The sequence below is a fragment of the Williamsia herbipolensis genome, from assembly GCF_000964005.1.
Taxonomy (GTDB): Bacteria; Actinomycetota; Actinomycetes; order Mycobacteriales; family Mycobacteriaceae; genus Williamsia_A; species Williamsia_A herbipolensis.
In genome coordinates this window covers 1-16,485 of the sequence record NZ_JXYP01000016.1, presented here as the reverse complement: position 1 = coordinate 16,485, position 16,485 = coordinate 1, and the positions used below count along the sequence as shown (strand labels likewise).

12 protein-coding genes, 2 tRNA genes and 1 pseudogene are annotated in these 16,485 nt (G+C 68.9%); 3 read left to right on the top strand and 12 right to left on the bottom strand.

The genetic code is table 11. The annotated features are described in order from the left end of the window. Window positions 1–3: 3 nt before the first annotated feature. The 5 genes from TU34_RS08205 to mobA all read right to left on the bottom strand — a co-directional run bounded on the left by TU34_RS08205 (window position 4) and on the right by mobA (window position 5,782). The gene (locus TU34_RS08205) at window positions 4–438 is read right to left on the bottom strand and encodes a hypothetical protein (RefSeq protein ID WP_045822390.1); all 435 of its coding nucleotides are present in this window, start codon (window positions 436–438) and stop codon (window positions 4–6) included. Window positions 439–582: 144 nt separating this feature from the next. After that, entirely contained in the window at window positions 583–948 is a 366-nt protein-coding gene (locus tag TU34_RS08200; RefSeq protein WP_045822444.1) for a DUF4233 domain-containing protein, read from the bottom strand. A 56-nt stretch (window positions 949–1,004) separates the two neighbouring features. Beyond that, window positions 1,005–2,453 (bottom strand): bifunctional tetrahydrofolate synthase/dihydrofolate synthase, encoded by a 1,449-nt coding sequence (gene folC / locus TU34_RS08195; RefSeq protein ID WP_045822389.1) that lies wholly within the window; start codon window positions 2,451–2,453, stop codon window positions 1,005–1,007. After that, window positions 2,450–5,122 (bottom strand): valine--tRNA ligase, encoded by a 2,673-nt coding sequence (locus TU34_RS08190; RefSeq protein WP_045822388.1) that lies wholly within the window; start codon window positions 5,120–5,122, stop codon window positions 2,450–2,452. Before TU34_RS08190 ends, folC begins: the two co-directional genes overlap by 4 nt. A gap of 24 nt (window positions 5,123–5,146) precedes the next feature. Beyond that, the gene (mobA, locus tag TU34_RS08185; protein ID WP_045822387.1) at window positions 5,147–5,782 is read right to left on the bottom strand and encodes a molybdenum cofactor guanylyltransferase; all 636 of its coding nucleotides are present in this window, start codon (window positions 5,780–5,782) and stop codon (window positions 5,147–5,149) included. A 49-nt stretch (window positions 5,783–5,831) separates the two neighbouring features. Here mobA and TU34_RS08180 point away from each other — a divergent pair, with 49 nt between their 5' ends. Both TU34_RS08180 and fdhD read left to right on the top strand, forming a co-directional pair. Further along, complete coding sequence (locus tag TU34_RS08180; RefSeq protein ID WP_045822386.1) at window positions 5,832–8,162, top strand: FdhF/YdeP family oxidoreductase; 2,331 nt, start codon at window positions 5,832–5,834, stop codon at window positions 8,160–8,162. Continuing rightward, the gene (fdhD, locus tag TU34_RS08175; protein WP_045822385.1) at window positions 8,162–8,983 is read left to right on the top strand and encodes a formate dehydrogenase accessory sulfurtransferase FdhD; all 822 of its coding nucleotides are present in this window, start codon (window positions 8,162–8,164) and stop codon (window positions 8,981–8,983) included. Before TU34_RS08180 ends, fdhD begins: the two co-directional genes overlap by 1 nt. A gap of 19 nt (window positions 8,984–9,002) precedes the next feature. On the opposite strand, the gene TU34_RS08170 is transcribed toward fdhD, so the two are convergent. The 7 genes from TU34_RS08170 to TU34_RS08140 form a co-directional block, all read right to left on the bottom strand. Then, window positions 9,003–10,982 (bottom strand): S9 family peptidase, encoded by a 1,980-nt coding sequence (locus tag TU34_RS08170; protein ID WP_082080037.1) that lies wholly within the window; start codon window positions 10,980–10,982, stop codon window positions 9,003–9,005. Window positions 10,983–11,066: 84 nt separating this feature from the next. After that, window positions 11,067–12,347 carry an ATP-dependent Clp protease ATP-binding subunit ClpX gene (gene clpX / locus TU34_RS08165; RefSeq protein ID WP_045822443.1) on the bottom strand — a complete coding sequence of 427 codons (1,281 nt, stop codon included), beginning with the start codon at window positions 12,345–12,347 and terminating at the stop codon, window positions 11,067–11,069. A gap of 263 nt (window positions 12,348–12,610) precedes the next feature. Beyond that, entirely contained in the window at window positions 12,611–13,282 is a 672-nt protein-coding gene (locus tag TU34_RS08160; RefSeq protein WP_045822383.1) for an ATP-dependent Clp protease proteolytic subunit, read from the bottom strand. 65 nt (window positions 13,283–13,347) lie between these two features. Further along, a complete protein-coding gene (locus tag TU34_RS08155) occupies window positions 13,348–13,959 on the bottom strand; it encodes an ATP-dependent Clp protease proteolytic subunit (protein ID WP_045822382.1) in 612 nt (203 codons plus the stop codon). A gap of 183 nt (window positions 13,960–14,142) precedes the next feature. Next, window positions 14,143–15,555, bottom strand: coding sequence for a trigger factor (gene tig, locus TU34_RS08150; protein WP_045822381.1), 1,413 nt, complete (start codon window positions 15,553–15,555; stop codon window positions 14,143–14,145). 110 nt (window positions 15,556–15,665) lie between these two features. Further along, window positions 15,666–15,739: transfer RNA gene (locus TU34_RS08145), tRNA-Pro, on the bottom strand. Window positions 15,740–15,907: 168 nt separating this feature from the next. Further along, window positions 15,908–15,978: transfer RNA gene (locus tag TU34_RS08140), tRNA-Gly, on the bottom strand. A 303-nt stretch (window positions 15,979–16,281) separates the two neighbouring features. On the opposite strand from TU34_RS08140, the pseudogene TU34_RS08135 reads away from it, so the two are divergent. Further along, window positions 16,282–16,485: pseudogene (locus TU34_RS08135) on the top strand (L,D-transpeptidase); the annotation flags it as partial.

Genomic DNA, 16,485 nt, shown 5'->3' with positions numbered 1-16,485 from the left:
TGCTCAGTCGCAGAACTCGCCCGCCACCGGGAAGAAGCCGTAGTTGAAGAGATTGCCGTCGGTCGCCCGGGGGTTCACGACGACCTGCACACAGCCGCCCCGGGAGGTGAGGGCCTCGGCGACGGTCGCCTGGAAGCGGTCGGCGAGCGCGAGGTTCGCCGCACGGTACTGCTCGGGCACGGGGATCGAGGCCACGAAACCGGCGAGGTCGATCGAGGCGGCACGGACGGTCAGGGCATGGGTGGCGACGTATCCGAACTCCGACGGCGAGACCGGGACCGGCGGGCCGGGCGGCACGACCACCTGCGTCGACGCGCCCGGCGCCTGGGACGTACCGGCCGGGGGCACGTCGGCGCCGGCGGGTGCGACCACCGTCAGACACAGGCCGGCGAACACACCGGCGGTGACGGCCGGGAACAGGATGCGGGGACGGGGCATGACGTGGCGGGCCTTTCGTCGGGGACTGTCGGTGAGATCGGTGAAAGGGGGATCTGTCGGTGTCGGCCTGGTTCGGCGCCACCTCACACGGGCATGGTGTCAGTCGTCCCGAGCCACGTCTCGGCGACGACGCCGATCAACAGGTCACGAATCGGACACGCCGCCGGGACCGTCGTCGACGATGGGCTCCTGACCGGGCAACTGTCCCCTCGCCACGCGTTTCTCGACGTCGCGCTTGATGTAGGCGATGTAGACCCACACCAACCCGAAGACGATGCCGACGGCGCAGATCGACCAGTGGAACACCACGCCGGCGATCAGCAGCACCTGCAGCGCGAGATCGAAGGTGAGCGCCCACGACCGTCCCTGCAGGCCGGCGCCGAGGAACATGGCGACGGTCAGCACCACGAGGTAGGTGGTCGAGGCGACGGTCAGTCCCCCGCCGACCTTCGCCACGATCGGCAGCGCGAGGACGACCACGATCCCCTCCAGCACGAGGGTCCCCGCCATCACTCCGCGCAGTCCGCGCCACGGATCGTTGACCGGCGGGGTGAAGCGGGTCTCGCTCACGCGGGATCCTTTCCGAAGAGGGTGCGGGCCGCACCCGCGGTCACCACCGAACCGGTGATCACCACGCCCGCGCCGGACAGGTGGTCGAGGTCCTCGCCGACGTCCTCGGCCGCGGCGATCGCCGCCTCCACCGCATCGGGCAGGAACGGGTGGACCGCCACGCGATCCTCGCCGAAGATCGGCAGCGCGAGATCGGCGAGCACCTCGGCCTCCATCGATCGCGGCGACCCGCTGTGGGTGGTGATGATCGAGTCGACCACCGGTTCGAGGGCGGTGAGGAGGCCGACGGCGTCCTTGTCGGCCATCACGCCGACGACGGCGACGAGCCGACGGAAGTCGAACTCCTCGGTGAGACTGCGGGCCAGGGCCGCAGCGCCGTGCGGGTTGTGGGCGGCGTCGAGGAACACCGACGGCGCCGACCGCACCCGCTCGAGCCGCCCCGGCGTCGTCACCGCGGCGAAACCGGCTCGCACGGCGTCGATGTCGAGTTGACGGTCGGCCCCGGCGCCGAAGAACGCCTCGACGGCCGCCAGCGCGATCGCCGCGTTCGAGGCCTGGTGCCCACCGTGGACGGGCAGGAAGATCTCCGAGTACACCCCGCCGAGGCCCTGCAGTTCGAGCAGTTGCCCACCGACGGCGGTGCGGCGTTCGAGCACACGGAACTCCGATCCCTCACGCGCGACGAGGGTCTCGGTCTCCACCGTCCGGGCCAGCAGCACCTTCTCGGCCTCGGGATCCTGCACGGCGATCACGGTGACCGGGTCGACGGGCACGAGGTCGTCGGCGGCGGCCTTGATGATCCCCGCCTTCTCCCCCGCGATCGCCGCGATCGTGTCACCGAGGTAGTCGGCGTGATCCATGGCGATGGGCGTGATGACCGCGACCGACGGCTCGATGACGTTGGTGGCGTCCCAGGTCCCGCCCATGCCGGTCTCGACGACCGCGACGTCGACGGGCGCCTCGGCGAACACGGCGTACGCCATCGCCGTGAGCACCTCGAACTTGCTCATCCGCGGGCCGCCCTGTGCCTCCGACGAGTCGTCGACCATGGTGATGAACGGTTCGAGTTCGCGATACGCGTCGATGTACCGGCGCGGCGAGATCGGTTGTCCGTCCACCGAGATGCGCTCGGTCGCGAGCTGCAGGTGCGGACTGGTGATACGGCCGGTGCGACGGTGCAGGGCGGTCAGCAGGGCGTCGATCATGCGGGTCACCGACGTCTTGCCGTTGGTCCCGGCGATGTGGATCGAGGCGTATCCGCGCTGCGGTGACCCCAAGAGGTCCATCAGCGCGGTCATCCGGGTGAGCGACGGCTCGATCTTCGTCTCCGGCCACCGCCCGTCGAGTTCGGTCTCGACGTCGGCGAACTCGGCGAGGTCCTCCGGCGTCGGGGTCTCGTCGGCGGACCCCGTCGGGCTCGACCCGCCGGCGTCGGTCGTGCTCACGCGCCACCGAGCGACGCGAGCTTGGCGCCGATCCGCTCGACCTCTTCGGTGGCGATCCGCTGACGCAGCCGGATCTTCTCCACCACCGGATCGGGCGCCTTGGCGAGGAACTGCTCGTTCGACAGCTTCGCCGCGGTCTGCGTCAGCTCCTTCTCGGCGGCCGCGAGATCTTTTGCCAGTCGGCGCTTCTCGGCCTCGACGTCGATCGCCTCGGAGGTGTCGAGATCGACGGTCACGGTCATGGTCGACAACCGCACCTCGAGGGTCGCGGTGGCGGTGAACTCCGGGCCCGGCACGGTGAGCCTGGCCAGGGAGTCGGCGTAGGGCCGCAGGTGCCCGATACCCGCCGCGTCGATGCCGTCGAGACGGGTAGGGACCCGCTTGTTGTCGGGGATGCCCTGATCGCCGCGGAAGCGACGGATCTCGGTGATCAGGTGCTGCAGGTCGGCGACGCGGGTCGCCGCGTCGGCGTCCCGGGTGGCCCCGCCGGCGGTGGGCCACGGCGCGGTGACCACCGTCGGTTCACCGGTGAGGGTCGTCCACAGGGTCTCGGTGACGAACGGCATCACCGGGTGCAGCATCTTCAGGATCGAGTCGAGCACGGTGCCGAGCACGAGGCCGGTCGTCCGCACACGATCGTCGTCGACGTGACCGTCGGCGTCGGCGTACACCTGCACCTTCGACAGCTCGACGTACCAGTCGCAGAACTCGTCGCGCGCAAAGTGATACAGCGATTCACACGCGCGGGCGAACTCGTAGGACTCGAAGCCCGAATCCGCGTCGGCGAGCACCTCGTCGAGGCGGTCGAGGATCCAGCGGTCGGCGTCGGTGAGCGTCGCGCGGTCGGGCAGGGTGCCCAGGGTGGCGCCGTTCATCAGGGCGAAACGGGTCGCGTTGAACAGCTTCGTGGTGAAGTTGCGCGACGCCTCGGCGTGCCGCTCGCCCACCGACAGGTCACCGCCGGGCGTGGCTCCGCGGGCCAGGGTGAATCGCATCGCGTCGGCCCCGAAACGGTCGACCCAGTCGAGCGGGTCGATGCCGTTGCCCTTCGACTTCGACATCTTCTTGCCGTGTTCGTCGCGAACGAGCCCGTGCAGGAACAGATGTCGGAACGGGACCGGCGCGTCCTGATCGAGGGTCGCACCGACGTAGGTGCCGAACATCATCATCCGGGCGACCCAGAAGAACAGGATGTCGTAGCCGGTGACCAGCACGCTGGTGGGGTAGAACGCGCGCAGGTCGGCGGTGTCGTCCGGCCAACCCAGCGTCGAGAACGGCCAGAGACCCGAGGAGAACCACGTGTCGAGCACGTCGGGGTCCTGGACGTATCCCGCCGGCGGCTCCTCGCCGGGCGCGGTGCACACGACCTCACCGTCGGGCCCGTAGAAGATCGGGATGCGGTGGCCCCACCACAGTTGCCGCGAGATGCACCAGTCGTGCATGTCGTCGACCCACCCGAACCAGCGCGGCTCCATCGACGCCGGATGGATCTGTGTGGCGCCGCTGCGCACGGCGTCGCCGGCGGCCTTCGCCAGGGTCTCCACCCGCACCCACCACTGCATGCTCAGCCGCGGCTCGATCGGTTCGCCGCTGCGCTCGGAGTGCCCGACGCTGTGCAGGTAGGGGCGGACCTCCTTGACGATCCTGCCCTCGGCGGCCAGCGCCTCACGCACGGCGACGCGCGCGTCGAACCGGTCGAGACCGTCGAATCGTGTTCCGGTGTCGGCGATGTGACCGGAGGTGTCCATGATCGTCGGCATGGGCAACCCGTGGCGTTGCCCGAGCGCGAAGTCGTTGGGGTCGTGGGCGGGGGTGATCTTCACCGCGCCGGTGCCGAACTCGGGGTCGACGTAGTCGTCGGCGACCACCGGGATCGAGCGATCGAGGAACGGGTGCGGCAGCTCGGTGCCGACGAGGTGTGCGTAGCGCTCGTCGTCGGGGTGCTCCGCGATCGCGGTGTCGCCGAGCATGGTCTCCAGTCGCGTCGTGGCCACCACCAGGTGGGGTTGCGTGTCGTCCATCGAGCCGTAGCGGAAGCTCACGAGCTCGCCCTCGACGTCGTCGTAGGACACCTCGATGTCGCTGATGGCGGTCTGCAGCACCGGCGACCAGTTGACCAGTCGCTCGGCGCGATAGATGAGTCCGTCGTCGAACATCCGCTTGAACACGGTGTGCACGGCGCGCGAGAGGCCCTCGTCCATCGTGAAACGCTCACGCGACCAGTCGACGCCGTCGCCGAGACGGCGCATCTGCGCGCCGATGTCCCCGCTGATCTCGTCCTTGGCCAGCCACACGCGGTCGATGAACGCCTCCCGCCCGAGGTCGGAACGGGTGGTGCCCTCGGCGGCCAACCGCTTCTCGACCATGGCCTGCATGGCGATCGCGGCGTGGTCCATGCCGGGCAGCCACAGCACCTCGAAACCCTGCATCCGACGGCGTCGGGTGAGAGCGTCCATCAGGACGTGTTCGAAGGCGTGGCCCATGTGCAGGGACCCGTTGACGTTCGGCGGGGGGATGACGATCGAGAAGGTCGGCTTGCCGCTCGCCGGGTCGGCCGTGAAGAGGCCGTCGTCGATCCATCGCTGATAGATCGACGACTCGTGGGCGGCGGGTTCCCAGGACTTGGGCAGCCTCTCGGCAGGGGTGGGCGCGTCTGGGAGTTCGGTCACCCCTCGATTCTAGTGACGCCCCACCTACGGGATGCTCACGCCTGCCGTGTCGGCGGTGATCCCGCTCCCCGCGTGGCGCAGCCGGTGCAGGTCCTCGGGCGCGTTGACGTTGGTGAGCCAGGCGACATCGCTGACCGCGACGCGGTTGGCGGCGATGGCGTCGAGCGCGGCGAGCATGCGTCGTTCACCGGTCGCGGCCAGGTCGCGGATGCGTCCGGCGCATGCCGTCCGATACACGCCGGCGAAGGGATGGACCCGCTGGGAGTCGACGGCGATCGCCGCGTCGTCGCCCTCGCGCAGGCCCAGGAGCAGCTCGTCGACGATCGCCACCTCGATGAGAGGCATGTCCGTGGCGCACACGAAGGCGATCTCACATCCCGCGGCGGCGGCGTCGGCCAGTCCGGCGGCCAGGGCACCGAGAGGTCCGGCGCCGGCCTGCTCGTCGGTGACCCAGTGCGCCTCGGGACCGCCGGAGCCCTTGAGCGTCTTGTACGCGGGCGACGACGCCGCGGCGACGACCGACACCGGCGAGCACCGGGTGCCCACCTCGGCGACGATCCGGGCGAGCATCGGCTGGCCCTCCCAGTCGAGACCGGCCTTGTCCGAGCCCATCCGTCGCGACGCTCCACCGGCCAACACCACACCCGCCACATCGATCATCGGCCCAGTATCGCGTGACGCACCCCGTACTCGGGGCCACTATGGAGGAATGACTTCCATCGAATCCGATCCCACCGGCGCAGTACAGGCGACCGAGACCGACGTCGACGAGCCGACGACCACACGGGTCGGACACCGCAAGTCCTATGCCGCGGGGGTGCCCGCGGTGGCGGTGTCGATGCAGCGGGGCCTCACCCAGATGGGTCCGCTGCGCACCGCGCGCACACTGCTCGAGCTCAACCAACGCGACGGGTTCGACTGCCCGGGATGCGCGTGGCCGGAGAAGCCGGGCGGACGCAAGCACGCCGAGTTCTGCGAGAACGGCGCGAAGGCGGTGGCCGAGGAGGCGACCCGTCGTACCGTGACCCCGGAGTTCTTCGCTGCGCACAGCGTCGAGGCGCTGCGCGACCGGACCGAGTACTGGCTCTCGCAGCAGGGCCGGTTGACCCATCCGATGGTGTTGCGCGAAGGCGACACCCACTACCGCCCGATCGACTGGGACGACGCCTACGCCCTCATCGCCGACGAACTCGCCGCCCAGTCCTCCCCCGACGAGTCGGTGTTCTACACGTCGGGTCGCACCAGCAACGAGGCCGCGTTCACCTACCAGCTGCTCGCCCGCAGCCTCGGCACCAACAACCTGCCCGACTGCTCCAACATGTGCCACGAGTCGTCGGGCCATGCCCTGTCGACCACCATCGGCATCGGCAAGGGATCGGTGTCGGTGCTCGACGTCGAGAACGCCGACCTCATCGTGATCGCCGGACAGAACCCGGGCACCAACCATCCCCGGATGCTCTCGATCCTCGATGCGGCCAAGCGCAAGGGCGCGACGATCGTCGCGGTCAACCCACTGCCCGAGGCCGGGTTGATGCGGTTCAAGGACCCTCAGCGCGTCAACGGTGTCGTCGGTTCCGGCACCACCATGGCCGACGAGTTCCTCCAGATCCGGCTCGGCGGCGACATGGCGCTGTTCCGCGGTCTCGCGACACTGCTCCACCGTGCCGAGAAGGCCGCTCCGGGAACGGTGTTCGACACCGAGTTCCTCGACACCTACTGCGAGGGCGTCGACGACTACGTCGCCACGCTCGCCGACACCGACATGGACGAGATCGTCGCGGCGACCGGGCTGTCGCTGCGGCAGATCGAGGAGTTCGCCGACCGGTGGGCGTCGTCGGAGCGCATCATCGTCTGCTGGGCGATGGGGTTGACCCAACACGCGCACGCCGTCGCCACCATCGAGGAGGTCACCAACACGCTCCTGCTGCGCGGCATGATCGGCAAGCCCGGCGCCGGTGTCTGCCCGGTGCGCGGACACTCGAACGTGCAGGGCGACCGGACCATGGGGATCTGGGAGCAGATGGACGAGGCCTTCCTCGCCGCGGTCGATGCCGAGTTCGGAATCACCAGCCCGCGCGACCACGGCTGGGACGTCGTCGATTCCATCCGCGCCATGCGTGACGGCAAGGTGTCGATGTTCATGTCGATGGGCGGCAACTTCGTCTCGGCCACACCCGACACCGAGGTCACCCGCGCGGCCCTGGGGCGGTGTCGACTGACCGTGCAGGTGAGCACCAAGCTCAACGCCTCGCATCTCGCCACCGGATCGACCGCGCTCATCCTGCCGACGCTGGGCCGCACCGACCGCGACATGCGGGCCGGCCACAAGCAGAAGGTCACCGTCGAGGACTCGATGGGATCGGTGCATCTGTCGCGCGGATCGCTGCGACCGGCGAGCGAGGAGCTCCGCAGCGAGGTGGCCATCATCTGCCAGCTCGCCGAGAAGGTGCTCGGTAGCGGCCATCCCGTCGACTGGTCGGCGATGGCCGACGACTACGACGTGATCCGTGACCACGTCGCGAACGTGGTGCCGGGGTTCACCGACTTCAACACCCGGGTCCGCCAGCCCGACGGGTTCCTGCTGCCCCACCCGCCGCGTGACGACCGCGAGTTCCCCACCGACAGCGGCAAAGCCGTGCTGACGGTGAACCCGCTGCAGTGGCTCCCCACCCCTGCCGGACGACTGATCCTGCAGACGATGCGCAGCCACGACCAGTACAACACCACGATCTACGGTCACGACGACCGCTACCGGGGGATCAAGGGCAACCGTCGCGTGGTGCTCGTCAACGGCGACGATCTGACCGAACTCGGTCTGCGCGACGGGCAGTCGGTGTCGATCGTCTCGGAGTTCGCGACCGACAGCGGTGTCGAGGAACGCCGCATCGACGGGTTCACCGTGGTCGCGTACTCGACCCCGCGTGGCAACGCCGCCGCCTACTACCCCGAGACGAACCCCCTTGTCCCCCTCGATCACGTGGCCGTGAAGTCGAACACGCCGGTGTCGAAGGGGATCACGGTGCGTCTGATCGCCGCCTGATGGGTCGCGTCACCACCCGGGTACCGGTCCGTCGGATCCGCGGGGAACTCGACGCCACCCGACCGGACACGCTGGCCGTCGAGGAGCCCCTCGAGATCCGCGTCGGCGGTCGGTCGTTGACGGTCACGATGCGCACACCCGGCGCCGACATCGACCTCGTGCACGGATTCCTGTTGTCGGAGGGGCTGATCGGATCGGTCGACGACATCGCCACCATTCGCTACTGCGACGGCGTGGACGACGCCGGTGCGAACACCTACAACGTGATCGACGTGACCCCGGCCGACGGGGTGTCGATCGCGCCGAGACCACGGGCGTTCGTGTCGAACTCGGCGTGCGGGGTGTGCGGATCGTCGGCCATCGACGACATCCGCGCCACCTCACGGTTCGACCTCTCCACCGACGACTCGTCGATCGGCGTCGAGGCGCTCGGTGCGCTACCCGACCGGCTGCGGTCGGCGCAGGCCACCTTCACCGCGACCGGCGGTACGCACGCCGCCGCACTCTTCGACACCGACGGGACGCTGCTGGTGGTCCGCGAGGACGTCGGGCGCCACAACGCTCTCGACAAGGCCGTCGGGTGGGCTTTGCGGGAAGGACGGATCCCGTTGCGCCACACCGTGGCGATGATGTCGAGCCGGGTGTCGTTCGAGCTCGTGCAGAAGTCGGTGATGGCGGGGATCCCGATCATCGCGGCGGTGTCGGCGCCGTCGTCGCTCGCCGCCCACCTCGGCGCCGAGCTCGATCTCACCGTCGTCGGCTTCCTGCGGGGCGCGTCGATGAACGTCTACTCCGCCCCACAGCGCATCATCGGGGCCTGAGCGACCGTCCACGACCCGATCACATCGGGTCGTGGGGCGCGATCTCGACGTCACCGAGGATGTCGGGCAGGTCGACGGTCTCGCCCCGCACGTGCTGGGCGAGGAAGGCCAGCACCACCCGATACCAGATGATCGCGTTCTGGGGCTTGAGGATCCAGTGGTTCTCGTCGGGGAAGTACAGGAACCGGTGGACGGTCGTCCCGTCGTCGGCGGCGGGGAGTCCCGATTCGGAGAGCAGCTCGTACCAGAGCCGCAGCGATTCGCCGACCGGGACGCGATAGTCCTTGTCGCCGTGGATGACGAGCATCGGGGTCACGATGTCGGCGACGTAGAGGTGGGGCGAGTTCTCGACCGCCATCTCCGGCGACATCTCGCGCGACCAGTAGTCGGCGCCGTCGGTGGTCGGCCCGAACTGGTCGAGCGCCCAGAGGCTCGCGTGGGTGACCACGGCCCGGAACCGGTCGGTGTGCCCGGCGATCCAGTTCGCCATGTACCCGCCGAACGATCCGCCCATGAGCGCCGTTCGCTCGGACGCGATGCGGGGGTCGGCCTCGGCGGCGTCGGTCACCGCCATGAGGTCGGTGTAGGGCTCGAAGCCCCAACTCCCCCACCCGCGCTGGATGAAGTTCTGCCCGTATCCCGTCGAGAGGGCAGGGTCGGGCAGCACCACCGCGTAGCCCGCCGCGACGGCGATCCACGGGTTCCACCGCCAGGACCACGCGTTCCACGACGCCAGCGGTCCGCCGTGCACCCACAGCAGCAGCGGAACCCGCGCCTGCTCGCTCGCACCGTGCGGCAGCGCGAGCCACGCCCGCAGGGGTGTGCCGTCGATGGTCTGGGTGCGCAGCTCCTCCAGGGTGCCGGGCAGTGCCGGGAGTTCGGCGGGCCCGGGCAGCGGGGTGACCGCACCGTCGGCGATGTCGATGCGCACCACGTGCGACGGCTCGGCGGGCGAGCTGCGCAGCGCGAACAGCGTCGTGCCGTCCGGGTGTACGCACACATCGCTGTAGCAGTGGTCGGTGGATGTCACCGCGCGCACGGGTTCGCGGTCCTCGCGCCCGGTCGCGTCGATCACGAACACCTGCCCCCGGCCGTCGTCGTCGGCGGTGACGATCAGGGCCGTTCCGTCCGCCGACCACGACACCGAGGTGGGCCATCGATCCCAGTTCGCGGCCGGCTCGGTGACCGCGCCCGTGGCGAGGTCGATGATGCCGACCGTCACCACCGGCGCGGTGGTGGGGGTGGTCACCGACTCCGACACGAACGCGACCCGCGTACCGTCCGGCGAGATCGTCGGAGCGAAGAAGTCGGCGTCGGGATCGGCACGCAGCGTCACCGGCTCGGTCGGTGTGTCGGCGCGAAGATCGATGCGCACCAGGGCGGTTCGCGTCGCCGCCTGGGGTGCGCCGGTCCGCCAGGTGGTGACCGCGACGTCGCCGTCGGGGGCGATCGCCACATGTGCATCACGTAGCGCCGCGCCCGGTCGCGTGACGACGGGATCGAGCCGGCCGTCGTGGGCTACGTCGAACAGGTGCGGTCGCCCGGGCCCGAGGTCGGCGTCCCAATGACGTACCGGGTAGCGATCGTGCAGGATCGCCGAGGTGGTCGTCGTCTGCCGGCGCTCGCGGACGTCGGCGTCGGTGTCCGGTGTGCGCGAGAGCACGTCGGCCAGGACGAGCACCCGGTCGCTCGCGGTCGCACTCGCGATCGAGGCGACACCGCCCGGGCGCAATGCGACCCGCTCGGCCTCGCCGACCGCCGGCAGGCGCCAGAGGGCGGCCTGCGGGTCCGCATCGGGACCCTGCGTGGACTTCCGGAGGAACCACAGGGCACCGGAGCCGTCGAAGGTGGGCGCGGTGGCACTGTCGGCGCCCTGGGTGAGACGGTGGCCAGCTTCGTCACCGGCGGGGTCGATCTCCCACAGGGCGGAGACGTACTTCGTGGAGGCGTCGTCGAGGGTGGCGACGGTGGTGACGAGCCGATGGCCGTCGGGCGACATCGCCAGGCCGCTCACGCGGGGCAGGGCGATGTAGTGATCGAGATCGGCGAAGTCTGATTTCTCGGCGTGCGTCACGCCGCGAGACTACGCGGTCTTGTCACGCCGTTCGTCGCGACGCGGCTTGCGCGGGACGATGGTCGGCAACACGTTGTCGCGCACCGTCTCTCCGGTGACGACCACCTTGGCGACGTCGTCGCGGCTGGGGATGTCGTACATCACCGGGAGCAGGACCTCTTCCATGATGGCGCGCAGACCGCGAGCGCCGGTGCCCCGATGGATGGCCTGGTCGGCCACGGCCTCGAGGGCGTCAGGGGTGAACTCGAGCTCGACGCCGTCCATGTCGAACAGGCGGACGTACTGCTTCACCAGCGCGTTCTTGGGGGTCGAGAGGATGGAGACCAACGACTCCTTGTCGAGGTTGGTCACCGATGCCACCACCGGCAGACGGCCGATGAATTCGGGGATGAGACCGAACTTGATGAGGTCCTCGGGCATGACCTCGGCGAACGCGTCGGTCATCTCGTCGTCGTTCTTCTTCGCGACCTCGGTGCCGAAACCGATGCCGCGCTTGCCGATTCGATCGGACACGATGCGCTCGAGGCCCGCGAACGCGCCGGCCACGATGAAGAGCACGTTCGTGGTGTCGATCTGGATGAATTCCTGGTGCGGATGCTTGCGGCCGCCCTGCGGGGGAACCGAGGCCTGGGTGCCCTCGAGGATCTTCAGCAGGGCCTGCTGCACGCCCTCGCCGCTGACGTCGCGGGTGATGGAGGGGTTCTCGCTCTTGCGGGCGATCTTGTCGACCTCGTCGATGTAGATGATGCCGGTCTCGGCCCGCTTCACGTCGTAGTCGGCGGCCTGGATCAGCTTCAGCAGGATGTTCTCGACGTCCTCACCGACGTAGCCGGCCTCGGTGAGCGCGGTCGCGTCGGCGATGGCGAACGGCACGTTGAGCATCTTCGCCAGGGTCTGCGCGAGGTAGGTCTTGCCGCAGCCGGTGGGGCCGAGCATGAGGATGTTCGACTTCCCCAGCTCGACGGCCTCGCCGCCACGCGAGTCCTTGCGGTCGCCGGCCTGGATGCGCTTGTAGTGGTTGTAGACGGCCACCGCCAGGGTGCGCTTCGCGGTGTCCTGGCCGATGACGTAGTTCTCGAGGAAGTCGCGGATCTCCGAGGGCTTGGGCAGCTCGTCGAGCTTGACGTCGCTCGACTCGGCGAGCTCCTCCTCGATGATCTCGTTGCACAGGTCGATGCACTCGTCGCAGATGTACACGCCGGGGCCCGCGATGAGCTTCTTGACCTGCTTCTGGCTCTTTCCGCAGAACGAGCACTTCAGCAGATCGCCACCGTCTCCGATTCGCGCCATCGTGTGCTGTACCTCTTCCTTGTGCACCGGCGCGATGGGCATCGCGTCGGGCGAACCGACCTGGCGTCAGTATGAACGACCGTACCCGCGGGCCGACCGAACTTCGACCGATAAACACTTTTGTCATGACCGCGTCGGCAGGGGGCCGACACGGGTGGGGAACACGAGTTCTCAGTGGTCCCAGGCGTACAGGATCACCCCTCGGTGACCACGCCGGGCGCAACCGCTGCGCACCCGGCGTGTCGCCCGAGAGCTGTGCACCGTCAGCTACGGCGTGCGGACTTCTTGCGGTACTCGAAGACCTCGTCGATGATCCCGTATTCCTTGGCCTGCGCCGCGGTGAGGATGTTGTCGCGGTCGGTGTCGCGGCGGATCTTGTCGGGGTCCTGGCTGGTGTGACCGGACAGGATCTCGTCGAGGAGGCGGCGGATGCGCTCGATCTCGGCGGCCTGGATCTCGAGGTCGGACACCTGGCCCTGGTAGGAACCGCCGGTGCGCGGCTGGTGGATGAGCACCGTGGCGTTGGGCAGTGCGGCGCGCTTGCCGGGGGTACCCGCGGCGAGCAGGACCGCCGCGGCCGAGGCGGCCTCGCCGAGGCAGACCGTCACGATGTCGCAGTGGACGTACTGCATGGTGTCGTAGATCGCCAGCATCGCGGGCACGCTGCCGCCGGGCGAGTTGATGTACATGGTGATGTCCCGGTCGGGATCCTGGGACTCGAGCACCAGCAGCTGCGCCATGATGTCGTTCGACACGGTCTCGTCGATCGGGGTGCCGAGGAAGACGATGCGCTCCTCGAACAACTTGGCGTACGGGTTGTACTCCCGCATGCCGTTGGGGGTGTGCTCGATGAACGAGGGCAGGATGTAGCGACTCTGGAGTCCGGCGGCGGCCACGCCTGCGGGACTGGGGGTGGATCCGAACACGTTGCTCATGGTTTCTCCGAGGTTCTCTGGGCGGCGATGCGCGCGGGGCGTGGGTGGAGTCGGGTCGGGGTCGGTCAGGCCCGAGAGATCACGTGGTCGACGAATCCGTACTCCTTGGCCGCCTCTGCGGTGAACCACTTGTCACGGTCGGCGTCGGCCTCGATCTTCTCGAGCGGCTGTCCGGTGAACTCGGCGTTGAGGCGGTTCATCTCTTTCTTGGTCAGCGCGAACTGCTCGGCCTGGATGGCGATGTCGGCCGCGGTACCACCGATGCCCGCCGACGGCTGGTGCATCATGATCCGCGCGTGCGGCAGGGCGTGACGCTTGCCCTTCGCACCGGCGGCGAGGAGGAACTGGCCCATCGAGGCGGCCATGCCCATCGCGTAGGTCGCGACATCGCACTGAGCGAGCTGCATGGTGTCGAAGATCGCCATGCCCGCGGTGACCGACCCGCCGGGCGAGTTGATGTAGAGGTTGATGTCCTTGGTGCTGTCCTCGGCGGCGAGCAGGAGGATCTGGGCGCACAGCCGGTTGGCGATGTCGTCGTCGACCTGGGTGCCCAGGAAGATGATCCGCTCGCGCAGCAGGCGCTCGAAGACCGAGTCGCTCAGGTTCAGGCCGGACATGCCCGAGCTCGCGGTGACACCCGAGCTCATCGCAGGCGTGTGGATCTTCGACTCGGTCACGATTCCTACTTTCGAAAGAGGTCGGGAGAGATCTCGGCGGTCGGCGCACGAGGCGCCGTGCACGAGATCGTTGTGCGGGAGTGCTCTTCGTCGACACTAACGAACAGGGGCGGCCCCGAGTCGTCGGAGCCGCCCCTATTCGCTGACAGCGGAACACATCGGTGGCCGCTGTCGTCGGTGGTCCTAGCTGGTCTCGGGCTCTTTCGCCGAGGCCTCGGCCTGCTCGGTCCCGGCGCCCTCGATCCCGGGGGTGTCGCCCTCGGGGTCGGCGTCCTCGCCGCCACCGAAGAACTCGGCGGTGTCGACGGTCGCGCCGGTGGTGTCGGTGACCGACACCAGACCGATGACGCCCGCGAGCGCCTTGCTACGACGGACGTCGGCGTAGATCGCGCCCACCTGTCCGGCCTGCTGCAGCTGGGCGATGAAGTCCTGGGGCGCCATGCCGTAGCGCTGTGCCTGGAACATGATCTGCTGGGTCAGCTCGTCCTGCCCGACGACGGTCTCGCGGGCGTCGGCGATCGCGTCGAGCAGCAGCTGCGACCGGACCGACTTCTCGGCACCCTCGCGCGCCTCGGTCTCCCACTCCTCGCGGGTGGTCCCCTGCTGGGCGAGGAACTCGGCGACCTTGTCGTCGTCGTGATCGAAGGCGTGGACGACCTGGTGCATCTGGCTCTCGGCCTCGGCGTCGACGACACCCTGCGGCAGGGGCACCTCGACGGAGTCGAGCAGCTTCTCGAGCACCGCGTCGCGGATCGCGCTCGCCTGCTCCATCTTCTTCGACTGGCCGACGCGCTCGGTGAGGTCCGCGCGCAGCTCGTCGATGGTGTCGAACTCGCTGGCCATCTGGGCGAACTCGTCGTCGGCCTCGGGCAGCTCGCGCTCCTTGACCGAGTTGACGGTGACGGTCACCTCGGCCTCGGAGCCGCTGTGCTCGCCGGCGACGAGCGTGGTCGTGAAGACCTTGTCCTCACCGGTGCTCATACCGACCAGCGCCTCGTCGAGACCGTCGATGAGCTGACCCGAACCGACCTCGTGGGACAGGCCGGTGGTGGAGGCCTCCTCGACCTCGGCACCGTCGACGGTGGCGGCGAGATCGATCGAGACGAAGTCGCCGTCCTTCGCAGGCCGGTCGACACCGGTGAGGGTGCCGAAGCGGGCGCGCAGCGCGTCGAACTGCTCGGTGACCGCGGCGTCGTCGACCTCGACGGGCTCGACCTCGACCGACAGCGACGCGAAGTCGGGCAGGGCGATGTCGGGACGGACGTCGACCTCGGCGGTGAAGGTGATCGACTTGCCGTACTCGAGCTCGGAGAGGTCGATGTCGGGCTGACCGATCGGGTTGGTCTCGGTCTCGGCGATGGCCTCGGAGTACTTGCCCGGGAGCGCGTCGTTGACGACCTGCGCGAGCACCGAATCGCGGCCGACCCGTGCCTCGATGAGCTTGGCGGGGGCCTTGCCCGGCCGGAAGCCGGGGATGCGGATCTGCTGGGCCAACGACTTGTAGGCGCGGGCGAAATCCTTCTCGAGCTCCTCGAACGGGACCTCGACATTGAGTTTCACGCGCGTCGGGCTCAGCTGCTCGACAGTGCTCTTCACGAACTTGACTCCTTGTGTGATGACGGTGGTACGGGTCTGGGGTCTCCGGGCCAGGGGTCTGGTCCGGACGCAGACGCGTCGGGGGTTCTCGCCCGGGGATCCATCTGTCGTCGGGATGACAGGATTCGAACCTGCGACCCTCCGCTCCCAAAGCGGATGCGCTACCAAGCTGCGCCACATCCCGGACTCGCCGGTGCCACAGCGGAGAAGAAGGCTCGCAGTCCTCGCAGACACCGAGCGCAAATACTACGTTGCCGCGGTGCGACCTCGGGAATCGCCTCGCGAGGCGGTGGGGCGACCGACATGACACAGGCGCCGACCGCAGTGCGATCGGCGCCTGTGACGTCCGGTGAGCGGGTGACGGGAATCGAACCCGCGTAGCTAGTTTGGAAGACTAGGGCTCTACCATTGAGCTACACCCGCGAGCACACCACGCCGGGTGGGATCGCCACCGGCGTCGCGTGCGGAAGCGACTGTACCGCGTGGGCGTGGCCGATCCGAAATCCCCGACGAGGCGATCGCTGACCATCTCGTGTGACACGCGTCTCCCAGGAGTTCCTCCCGCACGAGCTGTCACGTGTGCCTCACGAGTCGCATGACAACACTCCTGTAACGAATCAGACACGGTCTGGGTTGGGCGCTGTCCTCGGTCCGTGTCACCATGAGTGGGCGCGTGGGGTCTCGCGCCGTACACCCGCATCCGATCGAAGGACAGGTCTCGAACTCGTGCTGACTCCCAAGTCCACTCGCCGTGCCCACACCGTGCGCCGCGTGCTCACCGTGCTCATGGGCGTCGTGATCGCCCTCGTGGCGGTCCCGACCGCGGCGATGGCCGCCCCCGCCGCACCGACACCGACCATCCCCGGCCTGCCGGGTGTGCCCGTGCCGGACTTCCTCAAGCCGCTGCTCCCGGCCCCGCCGGCCCCGAGC